This is a genomic window from Pseudomonas sp. GW821-FHT09H03, assembly GCF_059415945.1.
In genome coordinates this window covers 348,203-365,044 of the sequence record NZ_JBWKOF010000004.1, presented here as the reverse complement: position 1 = coordinate 365,044, position 16,842 = coordinate 348,203, and the positions used below count along the sequence as shown (strand labels likewise).

Here is a 16,842-nt window from a genome sequence, read left to right as displayed (position 1 = left end):
ATGCGGGGCAGGTCAGTGCAAATCGCCGTGGCTGCCTTATCACTTGACCTTTTGTCGCCACGACCGTTCAACGAATTTTTTCGCTCACCTCAGAGCCCTTGCTGCAGGGCCGGGTCATCAGGATTGAGCTGTTCGAGTTGCGCCAGCAGGATCTGCACATTTTGCAGCTGGCCGCTTTCTTTCCAGTAATTGATCAACATGACCCGCGCCTTGCGGTCATTCGGGTGGCGCTGAACGATTTCCTGCAACTGTTTCTGGGCCGCTTCAAGCTCCTGTTCGTCATGCAGGGTAACGGCCAGGTCGTAGCGGTAATCCTTGTTATCAGGCTCCAGCTCGACGGCTTTGGACAGGCCAAGCAGGGCGAATTCACTTTGATCGTGATGCAGCAACCACATGCCCAGGGCATGTTGCAGATAGGCGGAGTTGGGTTGCGCCTGCAGTTGCCTGGCCAATAGCTGCCGGGCGGCGTCGCTCTGGCCCTGCTTGTCGAGTACTTCGATCTGCATGACCAGCGCCGGCAGGTTGCCCGGTGCCAGGCGCAGGGTATTGTCCAGAGCCTGTTGCGCTTCTTTGAGCTCGGCGTTGTGCAAGTGCAGTCGGGCCAGCTGATATTGGTTGTCGGCGCTTTGCGGCTCGCTTTTAAGCACCTGTTCCCAGGCATCTATAGCCTGCTCCAAAGGCCCGAAATACAACCCCAGATCATCCGGTGACAAACCCAGCAGGGCATTGACGGCGGCCAGCCGGACACTTTGCTCGTGGTCATCGAGCAAGGGGCCCAGCAGCAGGCTGCGCTGGCCGGTGGGCACCAGGGCGTTGATGCTTTTGATCGCCGCGATACGCACCTCGGGCGATTCGTTCTGCAAGTCCGCATCGGCCAGTTTCAAGGCCACCGAGCTTGGGTAGTTGGGCAACTCCGCATGCAGCCACACCCGCCGCTTGGGCGACAGGTCAGGGCGGGCCAGTTGCTGATAAAGCACCCGCGCGGCACCCGGCTGACCCGCCCGGGCTGCCGCCAGCGCTTCGCTGTAGCCGTGCTTGATCGCATCGGGAACCACCGGTGTGGTGCTGCGCAGGGACAACCACGCAAGGCCGATGACAAAAAGGGCGCAGAGGCTGATGAGCAGGTAGCGACGGGACTTGGGCATGCAGGAATCCGGAACTGGCAAGCTTTTGCAGAGGCGCCAGCTTCGGTCAGGTCAGGCTGTGAGTCAAACGTTGACGTCGTAGAACACCCGTGTAACCCACCATCAGGGCGCTTCGCCCCGAAAGCTGTCGAGAGCCCGAAGCAGTGACTACGCTTGCTTAAGATCACTCGACAGGCAACTTCATGCAAGCACTGCTGCAGTACTTCAAGGCGATGCTCTTCCCCGACCGCGGGGTACTGCTGTTTGCCTTGAGAACAATCGCCGCGGGGTTGTTGACCTTGTATCTGGCGTTTGTGTTTGACCTCGACCAACCCAAGTGGTCGATCATGGCCGTGGTGATTATCAGCCAGCCGCTGGGCGGCATGGTGCTGGCACGCAGTTTTGGCCAGGTCATCGGTACCACCCTGGGCGCGGTGGTGGCGGTGGCGATCATGGCGATTTTTCCCCAGGCGCCGTTGCCTTTCATCACCACCCTGGCCCTGTGGCTGGCACTGTGCACCGCCGGTGGCACGCTTTTGCGCTACACCAGTTCCCAGGCGTTCGTGCTCAGTGGCTACACCGCCGTGGTCATCGCGCTACTGGCGATACCCGATCAGGACGCCACGTTTTTGCTGGCGGTGACCCGTGTGACCGAGACCTTGTTGGCCGTGGCCTGTGTGTGCGTGGTCAGCCTGCTGACGGCGCGGCCGGAAGCGGTGGCCCGGGACTACTTCGCCAAAATCGATCAGATCACCAGGTTGCTGGCGACCCATGCCAGTGCCGTGATCCGTACTGAAGAAAGCGAGGAGGATTTTCAACGCCGGCAAATGCAGTTGCTGGGCCAGATCAGTGCGCTGGAGGGCGTGCGTCGGCACCTGTACTTTGATGCGCCGCGCCTGCGCAGCGCCAACGCTCTGGTGCAATTGTTGGGTAATCAGTTGGTGCTGCTGACGGCGAGACTCACCGCCCTGCGTCACCAGCGACTGCTGCTGACGGAGCGCTGGGAAGGGGAATTGCCCGAAGAAATCCAGCGTCTGCGCGCCGAAGAACTGGCCTTTCTCGATCAGTTGGCACTGCACGGACGTTCGCTGCCCGGCGACAAGCGTCACCATTTCACCTCGCTGCAACAGCGTTTCGATGAGCTGGCCTACAAGGCTGAACAATTGACCGAGACCATGCCGGCCACCCTGCGCTCGCTGGCCTGGTCACTGCGCTGGGAGCAGGCGCGCCTGTTGCAGCAGCTTGAACAGATACTGGAACTCAGTGACGCGATCCAGAGCGGGCGGCCAGCCAGCAGTATGTTTGCAGGCCAGGAAAACCCGCTGCACCTGGACTTTACCCTGGCCACCATGAATGCCATCCGCGCATTCACCGCCTTGTTGGTGGCCGGGCTGATCTGGATCGAAACCGGCTGGGACGGCGCGCGGGGCGGCATGGTCCTGGTGGGGATTCTGTGCTCGCTGATGTCGACTTTTCCACGGCCGCTGCTGGCGGTTCAAAGTTATGCCAGGGGGTTCGGGCTGGCGCTGGTGGCGTCGGCGCTGTTGCAGTTCATGTTCGTGCCAATGATCAGTAACTTCGAGATGCTCGCCTTGCTGCTGATGCCGCTGCTCTACGCCGTCGCGGTGGGTCTGGCCAACCCGGCAACCACAGGCACCGGGATTGGTCTGGGCCTGACCACTTTTCTAATGCTCGGTCCGGTGAACGCAGGGGTAGGACAGAACAGCGCTGTCCAGTGGTTCGAATTCGCCGGGGCCTATACTTGCGCTACCGTGCTGGCGTTGAGCGTCTATGCACTGATCTTCCCGTTCAGGCCCGTGTTGCGGATACGCCGGCTGTACAAGGAGAACTGCGAGCAGGTTTACGCCTTGTTGAAAGTACCGCCCACCGACCAGCAGCAGTTTGCCTTCGAGAGTCGCATGGTTGATCGCCTGACCATGATGTTGGGTTTGTTGCCGGCCACTCAGGATTCGCAGTCCCGGGATTTGTTTCAGGTGAGCCTTGGGTGCATGGCCCTGGGCATTGCCTTGAATCAGCTGCGACAACAGGGACAGAACAACGATCTGTTGAGTGCACAAGTCAAAACCCGCCTGTTCGCAACGGTCCGCGAGACCGGGAGGCTGGTCGCCGGCCGACCGGGCGTCGAGCCGGGCCAGGTGCTGGAAAATCTGCGCACGTTGGGCGACGAGCTCGATGGTCTGCATGCCAGCGTTCACGAACATCTATGGTCAGTATTTCGCATGCGCGTCGCGTTGTTGATCGTGGTGTCGTTCGTGGAGCGCTATCGTGGCTTCTTTGAGCCCGGATCTGTTGAAGGAGTGACTGCCCTTGCCCATTGACCTGGAGATTGGAGGCGTCTATCTCCCGCCGATTGCCCAGGCATTGTTGCTGGGCTTGCCGGTTTTCCTGCTGCTGGACTGGGTCTTGCGGCGTTTCGGTGTACTGCAGTTCGTCTGGCATGAGGCGCTGTTCGAAGGCGCGTTGTACGTCTGCGTCTGCGCCTCGTTGATTCTGCTGATGGGAGCCTGAGGCCTTGAAGAATATCCTTTCCCGATTCTCGACGGTGGCCGTGGTGGTGCTGGCGTTGGTCCTTGGCTGGTTCGCCTGGGAGCATTACACCCGCGCGCCCTGGACCCGTGATGCGCGGGTGCGTGCCGATGTGGTGACCTTGTCCGCTGATGTCACGGGGCGCATCGTCAGCCTGAGCGTGCAGGACAACCAGCATGTAGAAAAAGGCCAGGTTTTGCTGGAGATTGACCCGGCGCGCTACACGCTGGCCGTGGAGCATGCCAAGCGCTCCGTGGAAGTAGCGAAAGCCTCGCTGGGGCAGGCCGAGGCGAACATTGCCGCCAGTGAAGCGCTGCTCAGGCAACGCCAGAGCGAGGAGCAACGACGACGCACCCTCAAGGATCGTTCGGCGATTTCCGGGGAAGAATGGGAAAAAGCCCACACCGACGTGACGGTCGCCCAGGCCGATTTGTTGCGCAACCAGGCCAACCTGATTCTGGCCCAGGCCAATGTGCAACTGGCCGTCGCGGCATTGACCCAGACTGAACTCAATTTGCAGCGTACCCGGGTCGTATCCCCGGTCAGTGGTTTTGTCACCAACCTGCTGACCCGTCAGGGCGATTACGCCACGGCAGGTAGTCCCTTGCTGGCGCTGGTGGACAGCGCCTCGTTTTATGTCAGTGGTTATTTTGAAGAAACCAAGCTGCCGCGGATCGAAGAGGGCGACCGGGTCAAAATCGAATTGATGAGCGGTGAGACCTTCGGCGGCACGGTGCAAAGCATCGCCTTCGCCATCGCTGACCGGGAAAACCTGCCCGGTGGACGCCTGTTGGCCAGCATCAATCCCAGCTACACCTGGGTCAAACTGGCGCAACGGGTGCCTGTGCGGATACAGATCGACGCCGATTACGCCGGCAAGGACAAGTTGCGGGCCGGGACGACGGCCACTGTAACGGTCCTGGAAAACCGCAAACCCCAAGATCACCCCTGACCCTCCCTGTAGAAGCGAGCCTTTTGGCGAGCGGGCTTGCTGCGGTGAGGGGGGCTTGCTGTGGTGAGGGGGCTTGCTGCGGTGAGGGGGGCTTTCTGTGGCGAGGGGGCTTGCCCCCGATTGAGTGCGCAGCACTCACAAAATCGTTGGTGGTGCAGAAATCCTGGGGCTGCTTTGCAGCCCAGCGGGGGCAAGCCCCCTCGCCACAGGTCCGGTGTGCACAAGGAAAATTGTGGTAGGACTGAAAATACGCAGGCAAAAAAACGCCCCGCGACCGAATGAGACGCGGGGCAAGGAAAATGGTTGGTTGCGGCCAACCAAAGGAGCGCTTTAAAAACCGTATCACCTGCTGGCGACTGTCTCCGGCTGCCAGCCACCACCGAGGGCCTTGTAGATCGCGACGATGCCGCGATACAGGTCGACTTCGGCCTGGGCCTGGGTGTCTTCGGCGGCCAGGCGTTCACGCTGGGCGTCGAGCAGCACGAGGAAGTCCGCTGTGCCTTCGCGGTAGCGAATCTCCGCCAGATTCGCCGCCGATCGGCTGGACTCACTCTGGCGAATCAGCGAAATCAGCCGCTGTTGGCGTTTGCCGTAGTCGCTGAAGGCGTTCTCCGATTCTTCCAGGGCCAGCAGCACTTGCTGCTCGTAGGTCGCCAGGGCGCCTTCGGCATCGGCGTCGGCACCGCGCAAACGGGCCTTCACGCTGCCCAGGTCAAACGCCGCCCAGGTAATGCTCGGGCCCAGCGCCCAGGCGTTGGCCGCCGAGGAGCCGATCTGCGAACCGCGCCCGGCAGTAAAGCCAAGGAAGCCGCTGAGGCTGACCCGCGGGAAGAGATCGGCCTTGGCTACCCCGATGCGCGCCGTGGCCGAGGCCAGTTTACGTTCGGCGCTGAGGATGTCCGGACGCCGTTGCAGCAGTTCGCCCGGGTCGCCGATCGGCAGGGTTTTGGCAATTGCCGGCAAGTCTTTCGGACTCAGGTCGACGCTGAGCTTGTCCGGGCGTTCGCCCAGCAGGGTGGCGATGCGATTTTTCTGGCGCACCTGCTCGGCCTGCAATTGCGGCACGCTGGCTTCGACCGAGGCCAGACGCGCATCGGCGCGCTCGACATCAAGCTGATCGCCGACGCCTGCGTCACGCAGGTTGATGGTGATCTTGCGCGACTCCTGCTGATTCTGCAGGTTGGCCAGGGCTATTTTTTCCCGCAGTTGTGCACCGCGCAGTTGACCGTAGGAGTCCACCAGCTCGGCAATCATGCTGACTTGCAGTTGGTACAGGTCCGCTTCGATGGCTTGCTGCTCGGCGTTGGCCGATTCCAGGTTGCGCTGGATCCGGCCAAACAGATCGATTTCCCAGGCCATGTCCAGGCCCAGGTCATAGCGCTCGATATTCACCCGATCGGTGGTTTCCCCGGGAATCTGTGCTTTGCCCAAATCACTGCTGGCGCGGCTGGTGATGGTCGGCATGGCGTCATTGCTGACGTCATCACGAATCGCCCGTGCCGCTTTCCAGCGCGCGAAGGCCACGCGCAAATCTCGGTTGCCGGCCAGCGATTGCGTCACCAGCTGGTTGAGGGTCGGGTCTTCGAACTGCTGCCACCAGATGCCTTCGAAACGCGAGCGGTCGAAGTTCTTCTGGCCGGCGGCGCCATCGGTGGCGGACGTGATATGCGCCGCCTCGGTGGTCGGGGTCTTATAGTCCGGGCCGACGGTGCAGGCACTCAGGGCCAGCACCAGCAGGCTCGGCAGGAAGGCTTTCAACGTCATTGTCGCGACTCCAGCTTCAAAGTGGCCCTGGCTGCCTTGCGCGCTTGACCCCGCTCGACAAAGTTACGAATCAACACGTAGAACACCGGCGTCAGCAACAGGCCGAAGAAGGTCACCCCGAGCATCCCGGAGAACACCGCCACACCCATGGCGTGACGCATTTCGGCACCGGCACCGCTGGAGAACACCAGGGGCACCACACCCATGATGAAGGCGAAGGAGGTCATCAGGATCGGCCGCAGACGCAGGCGGCACGCTTCCAGGACCGCCGCCAGCGGGTTCATGCCTTCCAGCTGTTTGTCCTTGGCAAACTCGACGATCAGGATCGCGTTCTTGCAGGCAAGCCCTACCAATACGATCAGGCCGATCTGGGTGAAGATGTTGTTGTCGCCACCGGAGGCAATCACCCCGGTAATCGCCGACAGCAATGTCATCGGTACGATCAGGATCACCGCCAGCGGCAGGCTCCAGCTTTCGTACTGGGCCGCCAGCACCAGGAACGCCAGCAGCACACAGAGCGGGAACACGAACAGCGCAGTGTTGCCGGACAGGATCTGCTGGTAGGTCAGGTCGGTCCATTCGTAGGTCATGCCGTTGGGCAGTTCTTCCTTGAGCAGTTTCTCGATGGCTTTCTCGGCCTGGCCGGAGCTGTAGCCCGGGGCGGCCGCACCGTTGATTTCGGCGGTGATGAAGCCGTTGTAGTGCATCACGCGGTCCGGGCCCGAGGTGTCGCTGACCTTGATGAAGGTCGCCAGCGGGATCATCTCGCCTTTGTTGTTGCGCACCTTGAGCTGACCGATCTGGTCGGATTCAAGACGGAATTGCTGCTCGGCCTGCACGTTGACCTGATAGGTGCGCCCGAAGCGGTTGAAGTCGTTGGCATACAGCGAACCCAGGTAGATCTGCAGGGTGTCGAAGATGTCGCTGACGGCGACGCCGTGGGTCTTGGCTTTTTCCCGGTCGATAGCGGCATCGACCTGGGGCACGTTCACGGTGTAGCTGGTGAACAGACCGGCCAGTTCCGGCACGTTGTGGCTCTTGTTGATGATGTTCATGGTTTCCTTGTACAGCTCTTCGTAGCCCAGGTTGCCCCGGTCCTCGATCTGCAGGCGGAAACCACCGATGGTGCCCAGGCCTTGTACCGGCGGGGGCGGGAAGATCGCCATGTAGGCTTCCTGAATCTCGCCGTACTGGCCGTTCAACGCACCGGCAATCGCCCCGGCGGACATGCTCGGGTCTTTACGCTCGTCGAACGGTTTGAGCGTTACGAACACGATGCCGGCGTTCGGGCTGTTGGTGAAGCCGTTGATCGACAGGCCGGGGAAGGCCACCGCACTTTCCACGCCAGGCTGTTTCAGAGCCAGCTCGGACATGCGCTTGATCACGTCTTCGGTACGATCCAGGCTCGAGGCGTCCGGCAATTGCGCGAAGGCCACCAGGTATTGCTTGTCCTGGCCGGGTACGAAACCGGTCGGGGTGCTGGAGAAGCCGAAGAAGGTCAGGACCATGAGGCCTGCGTACAGCAGCAGGGCGATGCCGCTTGAGCGGATCACACGGGCAACGGTGCCGACATAACCATGGCTGGCCTTTTCAAAGAAACGGTTGAACGGACGGAACAACCAGCCACCGAAGAGCTTGTCCAGGACCCTGGAGAAACGATCCTTGGGCGCGTCATGGCCCTTGAGCAACACGGCGGCCAGCGCTGGCGACAGGGTCAGGGAGTTGAAGGCCGAGATCACCGTCGAGATGGCAATGGTCAGGGCAAATTGCTTGTAGAACTGACCTGTCAGGCCCGAGATGAAGGCCGCAGGTACGAATACCGCGCAGAGCACCAGCGCCGTGGCGATGATGGGGCCGGTCACCTCGCGCATGGCACGCTTGGTGGCTTCCACCGGGGTCAGCCCCAGCTCGATGTTGCGTTCGACGTTCTCCACCACCACGATGGCGTCGTCCACCACGATACCGATGGCCAACACGAGGCCGAACAGGGACAAGGCGTTAAGTGAGAAGCCGAACAGGTGCATCACCGCGAACGTACCGATCAGCGAAACCGGCACCGCCACCAACGGGATGATCGAGGCGCGCCAGGTCTGCAGGAACAGGATCACCACCAGCACCACGAGGATCAGCGCTTCGAACAGGGTGTGAACCACCGCCTCGATGGAGCCGCGCACGAAGATCGTCGGGTCATAGACGATGCTGAAGTCCATGCCTTCGGGAAAGCTCTTCTTCAGTTCGGCCATTTTTGCCCGGACTTCATTGGAGATATCGATGGCGTTGGAACCCGGGCGCTGGAAGATCGGGATCGCCACCGCCGGCTGGTTGTTCAGCAACGAACGCAGGGCATATTGGCTGGAGCCCAGTTCGACCCGGGCAATGTCTTTGAGGCGAGTGATTTCACCGTTGTCGCCAGAACGAATGATGATGTTCTCGAACTCTTCCTCGGACACCAGGCGACCCTGGGTGTTGACCGACAACTGGAAGGCCGTGGCATTCGGTGCAGGAGGCGCACCCAAGGCGCCGGCCGCCACCTGACGGTTCTGTTCGCGAATCGCGGTGACCACATCGGTGGCGGTCAGATTGCGTGAAGCGGTCTTGTTCGGATCGAGCCAGACCCGCAGCGAGTAGTCACCCATGCCGAATAGCTGTACATCACCGACACCGCCCAGCCGCGCCAGCTCATCCTTGATGTTGAGCAAGGCGTAGTTGGACAGGTACAGCATGTCGTAGCGTTTGTCCGGCGAGGTCAAGTGCACCACCATGGTCAGGTCGGGCGACGCCTTGTCCACAGTGATACCGATGCGCGTCACTTCCTCGGGAAGTTTCGGCTCGGTGCGGGTCACGCGGTTCTGCACCTGCACCTGCGCGTTGTCCAGGTCGGTGCCCAGGGCAAAGGTGATGGTCAGGGTGATCTTGCCGTCGGCGGTCGACTGCGAGGACATGTACAGCATGTTCTCGACGCCGGTGATGGCTTGCTCCAGTGGCGCGGCCACGGTTTCACCGATGACTTTCGGGTTGGCACCCGGGAAGTTCGCGCGCACCACCACGGTCGGCGGTACCACTTCGGGGTATTCGCTGATCGGCAACTGGAACAGCGAGATGGCACCGGCGATCAGGATCAGCAGCGACAGTACCGCTGCGAAGATCGGCCGAGAAATGAAGAATTGGGAAAAATTCATCGTCAAGTTCCCTTAACCGCGTGGGGTCGTGGCGGCCAGTTTCACAGCCGTACCCGGCGCAACCCTGGCAGGCGCTACTTGGGGCAGGTTGCTGGCTTCCAGCGCTTGTCGTTGTTGTGCGAGGGCCGCGAGGGTCTGTTCGCTGGCCATCGGAATCACTTCAGGGCTGACCGGTGAACCCGGACGCACCCGCTGCAAGCCCTTGACGATGACCGTGTCGTCCTTGTTCAGGCCGCTGCGCACGATGCGCAAGCCTTCGATTTTCGGACCCAGTTCCACCGCGCGGTAGGCGGTCTTGTTGTCGGCATCCATCACCAGCACGAACTTCTTGCCCAGGTCGGTACCGACCGCTTCGTCGTTGATCAGCACCGCGGAGTAGGTGCCGCTGCCGACCAGCTTCAGGCGCGCATACAGGCCCGGGGTGTAGCTGCCGTCGCTGTTGTCGAACACGGCGCGACCGCGGATGGTGCCGGTTTTCGGGTTGACCTGATTGTCGATGAAGTTCATCTGGCCCAGGTGCGGATTGCCGTCTTCATTGGACAGGCCCATGTACACCGGGGTGGTGGCGCCGCGTTTGCCCTGGCGGGCGAGCTGGGTGTACTTGAGGAACACGCGCTCGTCGGCATCGAAGTAGGCGTAGACCTTGTCGGTGGAGACCACGCTGGTCAGCGGGGTGGTGTCGGCGGTCACCAGGTTGCCGGCGGTGATTTCAGCGCGGCTGACACGACCGCTGATAGGCGCAGTGACGCGGGTAAAGCTCAGGTTCAATTTCGCCAGGTCCAGCTGCGCTTGCAGGGCGCCGACGGCGGCACGGGCTTCCTGTGCGGCGCTGGTGCGCGAGTCGGCGAGTTCAGCGGAGATGGCGTTGCTGGTGCGCAGGCGTTCGCCACGCTGGGCTTCGTTTTCGCTGCGGGTGGCATTGGCACGGGACTGCGCGACCAGGGCTTCGAGGCGGCGGACCTCGGCCTGGAACGGACGCGGGTCGATCTGGAACAGCAAGTCGCCTTTCTTGACCAGGGCGCCTTCGGTGAACCCCACTTCATCGATCTGCCCGGAGACCCGTGGACGAATCTCGACGGTTTCCGGAGCTTCAAGGCGTCCGGTGAACTCGTCCCACTCGTTGACCGGTTGCTCCAGCACCCTGGCTACGCTGACCTTGGCTGCAGGCGGTGTAGCGGCGGACTCCGGAGCCTTGCCGCAGGCGCTCAGCACCGCTATGGCCAACAGAGCCAACGGGATGCGCAAATGTTTGAGTGACTGTTCCATGGATGAATCCGCCAATGTGTTGAGATTGGCGAATGATGCGCGGCGGTGTTGTATCGGACGAATCGAATGGGGCGAAGGTAACTATCATTCGGAATGATAGGAGAGGGCTGCTTAGCTCTCTAGGCTGCGCCTTGTGTCAGCAGGAAATCAACCTGTTTGATGGCAATTGTGGGTTTGCATATATGCAATGTTTCGGCTCTGGAGTGAATTGCTTTCTTCGAAAGCAAGCCCGCTCCCACAGGGGGCACACAAATCAAATGTGGGAGCGGGCTTGCCCGCGAAGACGCCATCGGCCTCAACAAAATATCTGGATCAGGCCAGACTGTCCGGATCCCCGAAAAACATCTGAATCCGCGACCTCAACCAACGCTCCCCCGGATCGTTATCCTGAGAGCCACGCCAGGCCATGTGCAATTCAAAACTGCGCACTGGCAACGGCGGATCTTCCGCCCGCACACCGCCTGCGGCCGTCAGCGCATCCGCGGTGTAATCAGGCACGGTAGCGACAATGTCAGTACCGGCAAGCAGGGTGCTCAACCCATTGAACTGCGGCACCGCCAACACCACGTGCCGCTTGCGCCCCAGCTTTTCCAGCTCTTCATCGATAAAGCCGCTGAGGTCGCCGGCGAAGGAAACCAGCGCATGAGGTCGTGCGCAGTAATCATCCAGGCTCAACGGCCCCGGCACGGTGTCAGCGCGCAACAGCTTGGGCTGGCTGCGGCGCAGCACTTTGCGCTTGGCGTTCGCCGGCAGGTCGGTGGTGTAGCTGACGCCGATGGAAATCTCCCCGGAGGCGAGCAATCCCGGCATCAGGATGTAGTTGACCCGCCGTACCACCAGGACAATCCCCGGTGATTCGGCGCGCAGGCGTTTGAGCAGCATGGGCAACAAGGCGAATTCGACGTCGTCCGACAGGCCGATGCGGAACACCGCGGTGCTGGTGGCCGGATCGAATTCGGCGGCGCGGCTCACCGCCGTGGAAATCGAGTCCAGTGCCGGAGAGAGCAGGGCGAAGATCTCGATCGCCCGGGCAGACGGCTCCATGCTGCGACCGGTGCGCACGAACAACGGATCGTCGAACAGACCGCGCAAGCGCGAAAGCGCCGCACTGATGGCTGGCTGGCCGAGGAACAGTTTTTCCGCAGCGCGGGTCACGCTGCGTTCGTGCATCAAGGTTTCGAATACGATCAACAGGTTCAGGTCGACACGACGCAGGTCATTACGATTCATCTGGAGTCCTGGCAGAGTCAGCAAACTTGACGTGAGCGGCCATATGAGAACAATGGCCAGCAGGAATATTACGGGCAAAGGCTGGTACTCTGCACGGGTAATTCAGATTTCCTGCACAGGCCGTGCAGGTCGGCTGCGGTTCAGGGTGATGTCGCTGCGGTTGCGGAATCAATGACAGGCATGTCGACTATCAATAGCCACAGATAGTGTTGGGGTAAAAGCCCGGCTAGAGTTCATGGCATTAGAGGTTCAATTGGCGAGGTTTGCGATGTCCCGCACGATCCGTTTTCACAAGTTTGGTCCAGCCGAGGTGCTCAAATGCGAAGAGCATGCGGCCGCTCAGCCTGCACCGGGTGAAGTGCAGGTGCGCGTCGAAGCCATTGGCATCAGTTGGTACGACACCCTCTGGCGGCAGAATCTGGCCCCGTCCCACGCACGCCTGCCTTCCGGCCTTGGCCAGGAAATGGCCGGTATCGTGACCGCGGTCGGTGACGGCGTCGATGACCTGGCAGTGGGTGACAAGGTCGCCAGCTTCCCGGCCGAAAGCCCCAATGATTATCCTGTCTATGGCGAGCAGATTGTCTTGCCGCGTTCGGCACTGACCCGCTACCCGGACATCCTGAGCCCGATCGAAGCGAGCGTGCATTACACGCCGCTGTTGATCGCCTATTTCGCTTATACCGATCTGGCTCGGGTCAAACCCGGGCAATTTGCCCTGGTCACTGATGCCAGTCACTGCGCCGGACCTTCTTTTGTACAGCTGGGCAAGGCAATGGGTATTCGCGTGATTGCCGCCACCAAAAGCGCGGACGAGCGGGAAAACCTGCTGGCGCTGGGTGCCGAGAAAGTCATCGTTACCGAGGAAGAAGATCTGCTGATGCGGGTCAACAAAATCACCGACAACCGTGGTGTGGACGTGGTGTTCGATGGCCTGGGCGGCCCGCAGATGTCCTTGCTCGGTGATGTGCTGGCACCACGCGGCAGCCTGGTGCTGTACGGCTTGCAAGGTGGCAACCAGACGCCATTCCCGGCCTGTGCAGCGTTCCAGAAGAACATTCAGTTCTTCGTGCACTGCATCGGCAACTTCACCGGCAAACCTGAACTGGGCATCGTCCAGGATCAGGCGGCACTGCAGCGTGCGTTGCGCGACATCAACCAGATGACCGCCGATCGCGTTCTGCTGCCGCTCAAGACTCGGGTCTTCCCCTTTGCCCAGTTTGTCGAAGCACACCGCTACATGGACGAATGCCCATGCCGCGAACGGGTCGCCCTTGAGGTCGAACCGGCGTAATCCCGCACGGATGCCGTCATCTGCAGGAGCGAGCATGCTCGCTCCTGCAAGTACAGCCGCTTTACCCCCGCCAACAACGCCCCCACAGCCCTGCGGCTGGACCGATTCAGCAACTGAACTGGTTTTTGCTCTCAATCTGTAGCTTCTAATCAGCCATTAAGCCCTGATAATTGAATGATTACTTTCATCTCAAGGAACGAGTCATGTCTGTTTGTCAGGCTGATGCTTATCAATTTGCATTATGGGTGCATGTTTCAGAAGTAGTGCGTTGTTACGTAATAACCGCAAAGACAACCACGGCTTCTTTCTTTATTTCATGTGCTAAATGTCTGTGGGACGCTGTCGGACATTTCCTAGGACCTTCAATAAAACCGCTGCAGGGCCTGTCCTTCTGGCACTTCGGGCTTTTACCGGAGGCTAGAGGGCGGGCGAACTTCGCACGTCTGGAATGATTGCCAGAAAATTCAAGTGTTAGCATTTGGTAATAATGTCCATGACCCAGACCGTACAGGCTCCGTTTGCCTGTCGCTGTTTGCGCGATATCGAATTCACGAGTACCAGGTAAATAAAGATGAGCAGCATTCATGATCAAGCGATGAACTACGTCTACCAACAAGTGTTGCAACGATTGCTGGGTTTTTTCTCCCGAGCCGAACGTACGGCATTGCAATTGTTGATACAGCGTCTGGGGGTAGCGGCGGGGGGCATGCGGCACATCGGCGACTTCAAGGTACTGGCGATTCAGACGGGGTCCCGGGACAGTTGCTACCGACTGGCGTTGCTGCGCGCCGCGCAACTGGCTATCGCCACCCGGTCGCCAGCAACGTTCAAGTTGCGCATCGCTTCCTTGCGCTTGAATGGAGTGACCCCGGCGACGGTGGACAACATGCATCGCACCCACAGCGCACTGTTTATCTATGACGACCCGCGAGTGGAGGTGCTGATGGTGGATGACCGCGAGGTTTTACCTTTCTGTCACCTGACCCCCATGTCTGATGCCGGACGCGAATCCAATCGCTTGAATCTGCTGTTGGTCGGGCATCGCCGGGCCTGGGACGAGCCGCTTGACCTGTGGGATGGGGGGTATCTGGCCACAGCCGAGTTCTACGGGCAGATCTCGCGATGGGAGGGCGGTGTCGACTCCCTGATCAGTGGCGATACACCACGTCAGCAGAAGTATTTTATCGAGGGCCTCAGACGTGCTGCCGCCAGGGCCGGGATTACCACGTCTGAACCTGGCGCAGCCGACTACGAAGGCTTGTTCACGCTGCTCGATGAGCTGGGCAGCGACTGTTTTCAGGCTTTCTACGGCGAGCAAGGCCAGGCGATGTGGCGACCGGGTGATAAGTTTGAAATGTGTCGTCGCACGACTTGCGTTGATATTCACGACATCCTGGTCAGCAACCTGGAAGAACGCTGGCCGCTGATGACAGAGTTTCTTGGCTGTCAGGTCGACGAACTGGAGGCACAACTGCGTGACAGCGAGCACGTCAGCCTGGCGATTTCGGTGCACCTGCATGGGTTGCACGCGCAATACGTTCAAGGCCGCAGTTATGCGCTCGGGGTCGCCGAGTATTTGCAACGCGTCCTGGTGATGATTCGCCGCAAGCGGCTACCGGAGCGTTTGTGCCAGCAGGCCATGGCGGCATTTGGCAGCCCGGTGCAGTTGGCTGAGCAGCGCGGGCGGATCGCCGCGCAGGTACAGCTGAACTTTGGCCTGAGTGAGGCGCAGCTGGTGTGCCTGCTATTTGCACCTTTTGCCAACAACGCTGCGGGACTTGAGCGTTTTCTGCGTCAATGCCATCCGGGCATGCTGGTGGCCATGCCTGATCTGCATCGGGCCCTGCAGGGGGAACCGGTCGCCGAACAGATCACGCAATGGATGGTCGATGTCAGCGGTTTACCCCTCAGTATGATTGCCAGGCTTTATCGCATGGGCCCGGTGTTTCGGCTGGCGGACGCGGTGCAGAGCACCAAGGGCTCGGGTCATGCCGATGATGATGCTGGTGCCGCGGTGGTGGATGAATGGTCAGCGGGTCATTGAGCGTGCGTCGACTGACTGATTTTGTGTTCGGCCTGCGCCCATGAAAAACCTGAGAGAAACCGATTTTGCCTATCAGGCGGTGTACCGATACCTGACCAGTCTGATCAACGAATCGGTGGGCGACTCTGGCGCGCGTTTGCCGTCGCTGCGCAGCCTGGCGGATCGCCTGAATGTGTCGATCTCGACCATTCAATATGCCTATTCATTGCTGGAGAAAGAAGGGCGCGTCTATTCGGTGGCAAAATCCGGTTATTACGCATTGCCGGTGTCGTCGATCAACCTGCTGCACAGCGGCAACGATCTGCTCGAAACCGTTTATGTCAGTACCAGGCGTCCGGGCATGCTGGTTTTGAGCGCCGATGAGCCGGCGTTGTTACAGCCGCTCGACAGCCCCTTGCTGCTCATGGAAAGAGAGTTGCTGCGCCAATACCCGCGCCACCCGCAGCCCTGCGCGCAACCTTGTGGCGAGCTGGAACTGCGTACGGCGCTGGCCGCGCGCTATACCACTTCGCCGGTGCGCTGCTGGCACGCCGATAATGTCTATATCGGCGCAGACCTTCGCGGCGTGCTGGAAATACTGATCACAGTGCTCAGTCTCAAGGATGCCACCGTGGTGGTCGAATCCCCGTGCGACTGGACCATACTGCGTTTGTTTCAGGCGTCTTGCGTGCGGGTGATCGAGCTGCCATTGCAGACTGATGGCAGCCTGGATCCTGATCGACTCAAGGAGCTGCTGGACACTGAACCTGTGCGGCTGGTGATGGTTTCGTCGGGGTTGAACATGCCCCATGGCAGCCTGGCGCCGGACGCTAACCGCCGGGCCATCGCTCGCTTGCTGGAGCGCTACGACAGCTGGGTGCTGGAGAATGACTGTCACGGCGAACTTGGCTTCGAAGCCGACACCATGCGCTTTCGCGATCTGCTGGCGCCCGAGCGATTGATGGTGTTTTCCACCTTCGAAAAATTCATCGGCCCGGAAGCGCCCTACGGCTATCTGCTTTCGCGGCATTTGAACACCGAGTTGCAGCGGCATTTTCTCTTGCGCTCATTCCGCTTGTCACCGATTCGCCAGAAAGCCATTGCACGTCTGTACAGCAACGGACGTATCGATCAGCACCTGCTGGTATTGCGGCGCCTGCTCAAGGAGCGCAAGGGGCACATGATCCAGTTATTGCACGAGCGCCTGGGCGACGCCCTGCAATTGATCGAGCCACAGGGTGGGGCGACGATCTGGGCGCACTCGCTGCGCAAGGTGAACCTGCGCCGGGTGTTCCAGCGTCTGGTCGCTCATCAAGTGGTGATAGCGCCGGGTGAACTGTTCAGTCTGCAGGGTTTGTACACCCAGCATTTGCGCTTGAGTCATACCTTTGGCGGCGATCACGACCTCGCTACGGCCTTGGGTTTACTGGGGGATGCGCTACGCCTGGAATCAATCGACTGAGCAC

General features: G+C 60.6%; 11 protein-coding genes. 6 read left to right on the top strand and 5 right to left on the bottom strand.

The window, feature by feature from the left end:
* Window positions 1-89 precede the first annotated feature (89 nt).
* On the bottom strand, window positions 90-1,145 hold the full coding sequence (locus tag AC07OG_RS08205) for a tetratricopeptide repeat protein (RefSeq protein ID WP_495066702.1): 1,056 nt from the start codon (window positions 1,143-1,145) through the stop codon (window positions 90-92).
* A 182-nt stretch (window positions 1,146-1,327) separates the two neighbouring features.
* Here AC07OG_RS08205 and AC07OG_RS08200 point away from each other — a divergent pair, with 182 nt between their 5' ends.
* The 3 genes from AC07OG_RS08200 to AC07OG_RS08190 are packed head-to-tail and all read left to right on the top strand — an operon-like array spanning window position 1,328 to window position 4,623.
* Complete coding sequence (locus tag AC07OG_RS08200; RefSeq protein WP_495066701.1) at window positions 1,328-3,463, top strand: FUSC family protein; 2,136 nt, start codon at window positions 1,328-1,330, stop codon at window positions 3,461-3,463.
* Window positions 3,453-3,653 carry a DUF1656 domain-containing protein gene (locus tag AC07OG_RS08195; RefSeq protein ID WP_060542032.1) on the top strand — a complete coding sequence of 67 codons (201 nt, stop codon included), beginning with the start codon at window positions 3,453-3,455 and terminating at the stop codon, window positions 3,651-3,653. The genes AC07OG_RS08200 and AC07OG_RS08195 overlap by 11 nt, the downstream gene beginning before the upstream one ends.
* Before the next feature lie 4 nt (window positions 3,654-3,657).
* Window positions 3,658-4,623, top strand: coding sequence for an HlyD family secretion protein (locus AC07OG_RS08190; RefSeq protein ID WP_495066700.1), 966 nt, complete (start codon window positions 3,658-3,660; stop codon window positions 4,621-4,623).
* A 342-nt stretch (window positions 4,624-4,965) separates the two neighbouring features.
* Here AC07OG_RS08190 and AC07OG_RS08185 read toward each other — a convergent pair whose 3' ends face one another.
* From AC07OG_RS08185 to AC07OG_RS08170, 4 genes are all read right to left on the bottom strand, one after another.
* Window positions 4,966-6,387 (bottom strand): efflux transporter outer membrane subunit, encoded by a 1,422-nt coding sequence (locus AC07OG_RS08185; protein ID WP_495066699.1) that lies wholly within the window; start codon window positions 6,385-6,387, stop codon window positions 4,966-4,968.
* Window positions 6,384-9,566: an efflux RND transporter permease subunit gene (locus tag AC07OG_RS08180; RefSeq protein ID WP_495066698.1), complete on the bottom strand. Its 3,183-nt coding sequence runs from the start codon at window positions 9,564-9,566 to the stop codon at window positions 6,384-6,386. Before AC07OG_RS08180 ends, AC07OG_RS08185 begins: the two co-directional genes overlap by 4 nt.
* Before the next feature lie 12 nt (window positions 9,567-9,578).
* Window positions 9,579-10,832 carry a multidrug efflux RND transporter periplasmic adaptor subunit MexE gene (gene mexE / locus AC07OG_RS08175; RefSeq protein WP_218422975.1) on the bottom strand — a complete coding sequence of 418 codons (1,254 nt, stop codon included), beginning with the start codon at window positions 10,830-10,832 and terminating at the stop codon, window positions 9,579-9,581.
* Window positions 10,833-11,144: 312 nt separating this feature from the next.
* Entirely contained in the window at window positions 11,145-12,062 is a 918-nt protein-coding gene (locus AC07OG_RS08170; protein ID WP_060542037.1) for a LysR family transcriptional regulator, read from the bottom strand.
* 268 nt (window positions 12,063-12,330) lie between these two features.
* On the opposite strand from AC07OG_RS08170, the gene AC07OG_RS08165 reads away from it, so the two are divergent.
* The 3 genes from AC07OG_RS08165 to AC07OG_RS08155 all read left to right on the top strand — a co-directional run bounded on the left by AC07OG_RS08165 (window position 12,331) and on the right by AC07OG_RS08155 (window position 16,838).
* Window positions 12,331-13,353: a zinc-dependent alcohol dehydrogenase family protein gene (locus tag AC07OG_RS08165; protein WP_060542038.1), complete on the top strand. Its 1,023-nt coding sequence runs from the start codon at window positions 12,331-12,333 to the stop codon at window positions 13,351-13,353.
* 571 nt (window positions 13,354-13,924) lie between these two features.
* On the top strand, window positions 13,925-15,397 hold the full coding sequence (locus tag AC07OG_RS08160; RefSeq protein WP_495066697.1) for a hypothetical protein: 1,473 nt from the start codon (window positions 13,925-13,927) through the stop codon (window positions 15,395-15,397).
* A 40-nt stretch (window positions 15,398-15,437) separates the two neighbouring features.
* Window positions 15,438-16,838 carry an aminotransferase-like domain-containing protein gene (locus tag AC07OG_RS08155; RefSeq protein ID WP_495066696.1) on the top strand — a complete coding sequence of 467 codons (1,401 nt, stop codon included), beginning with the start codon at window positions 15,438-15,440 and terminating at the stop codon, window positions 16,836-16,838.
* The last annotated feature ends 4 nt before the right edge of the window (window positions 16,839-16,842 follow it).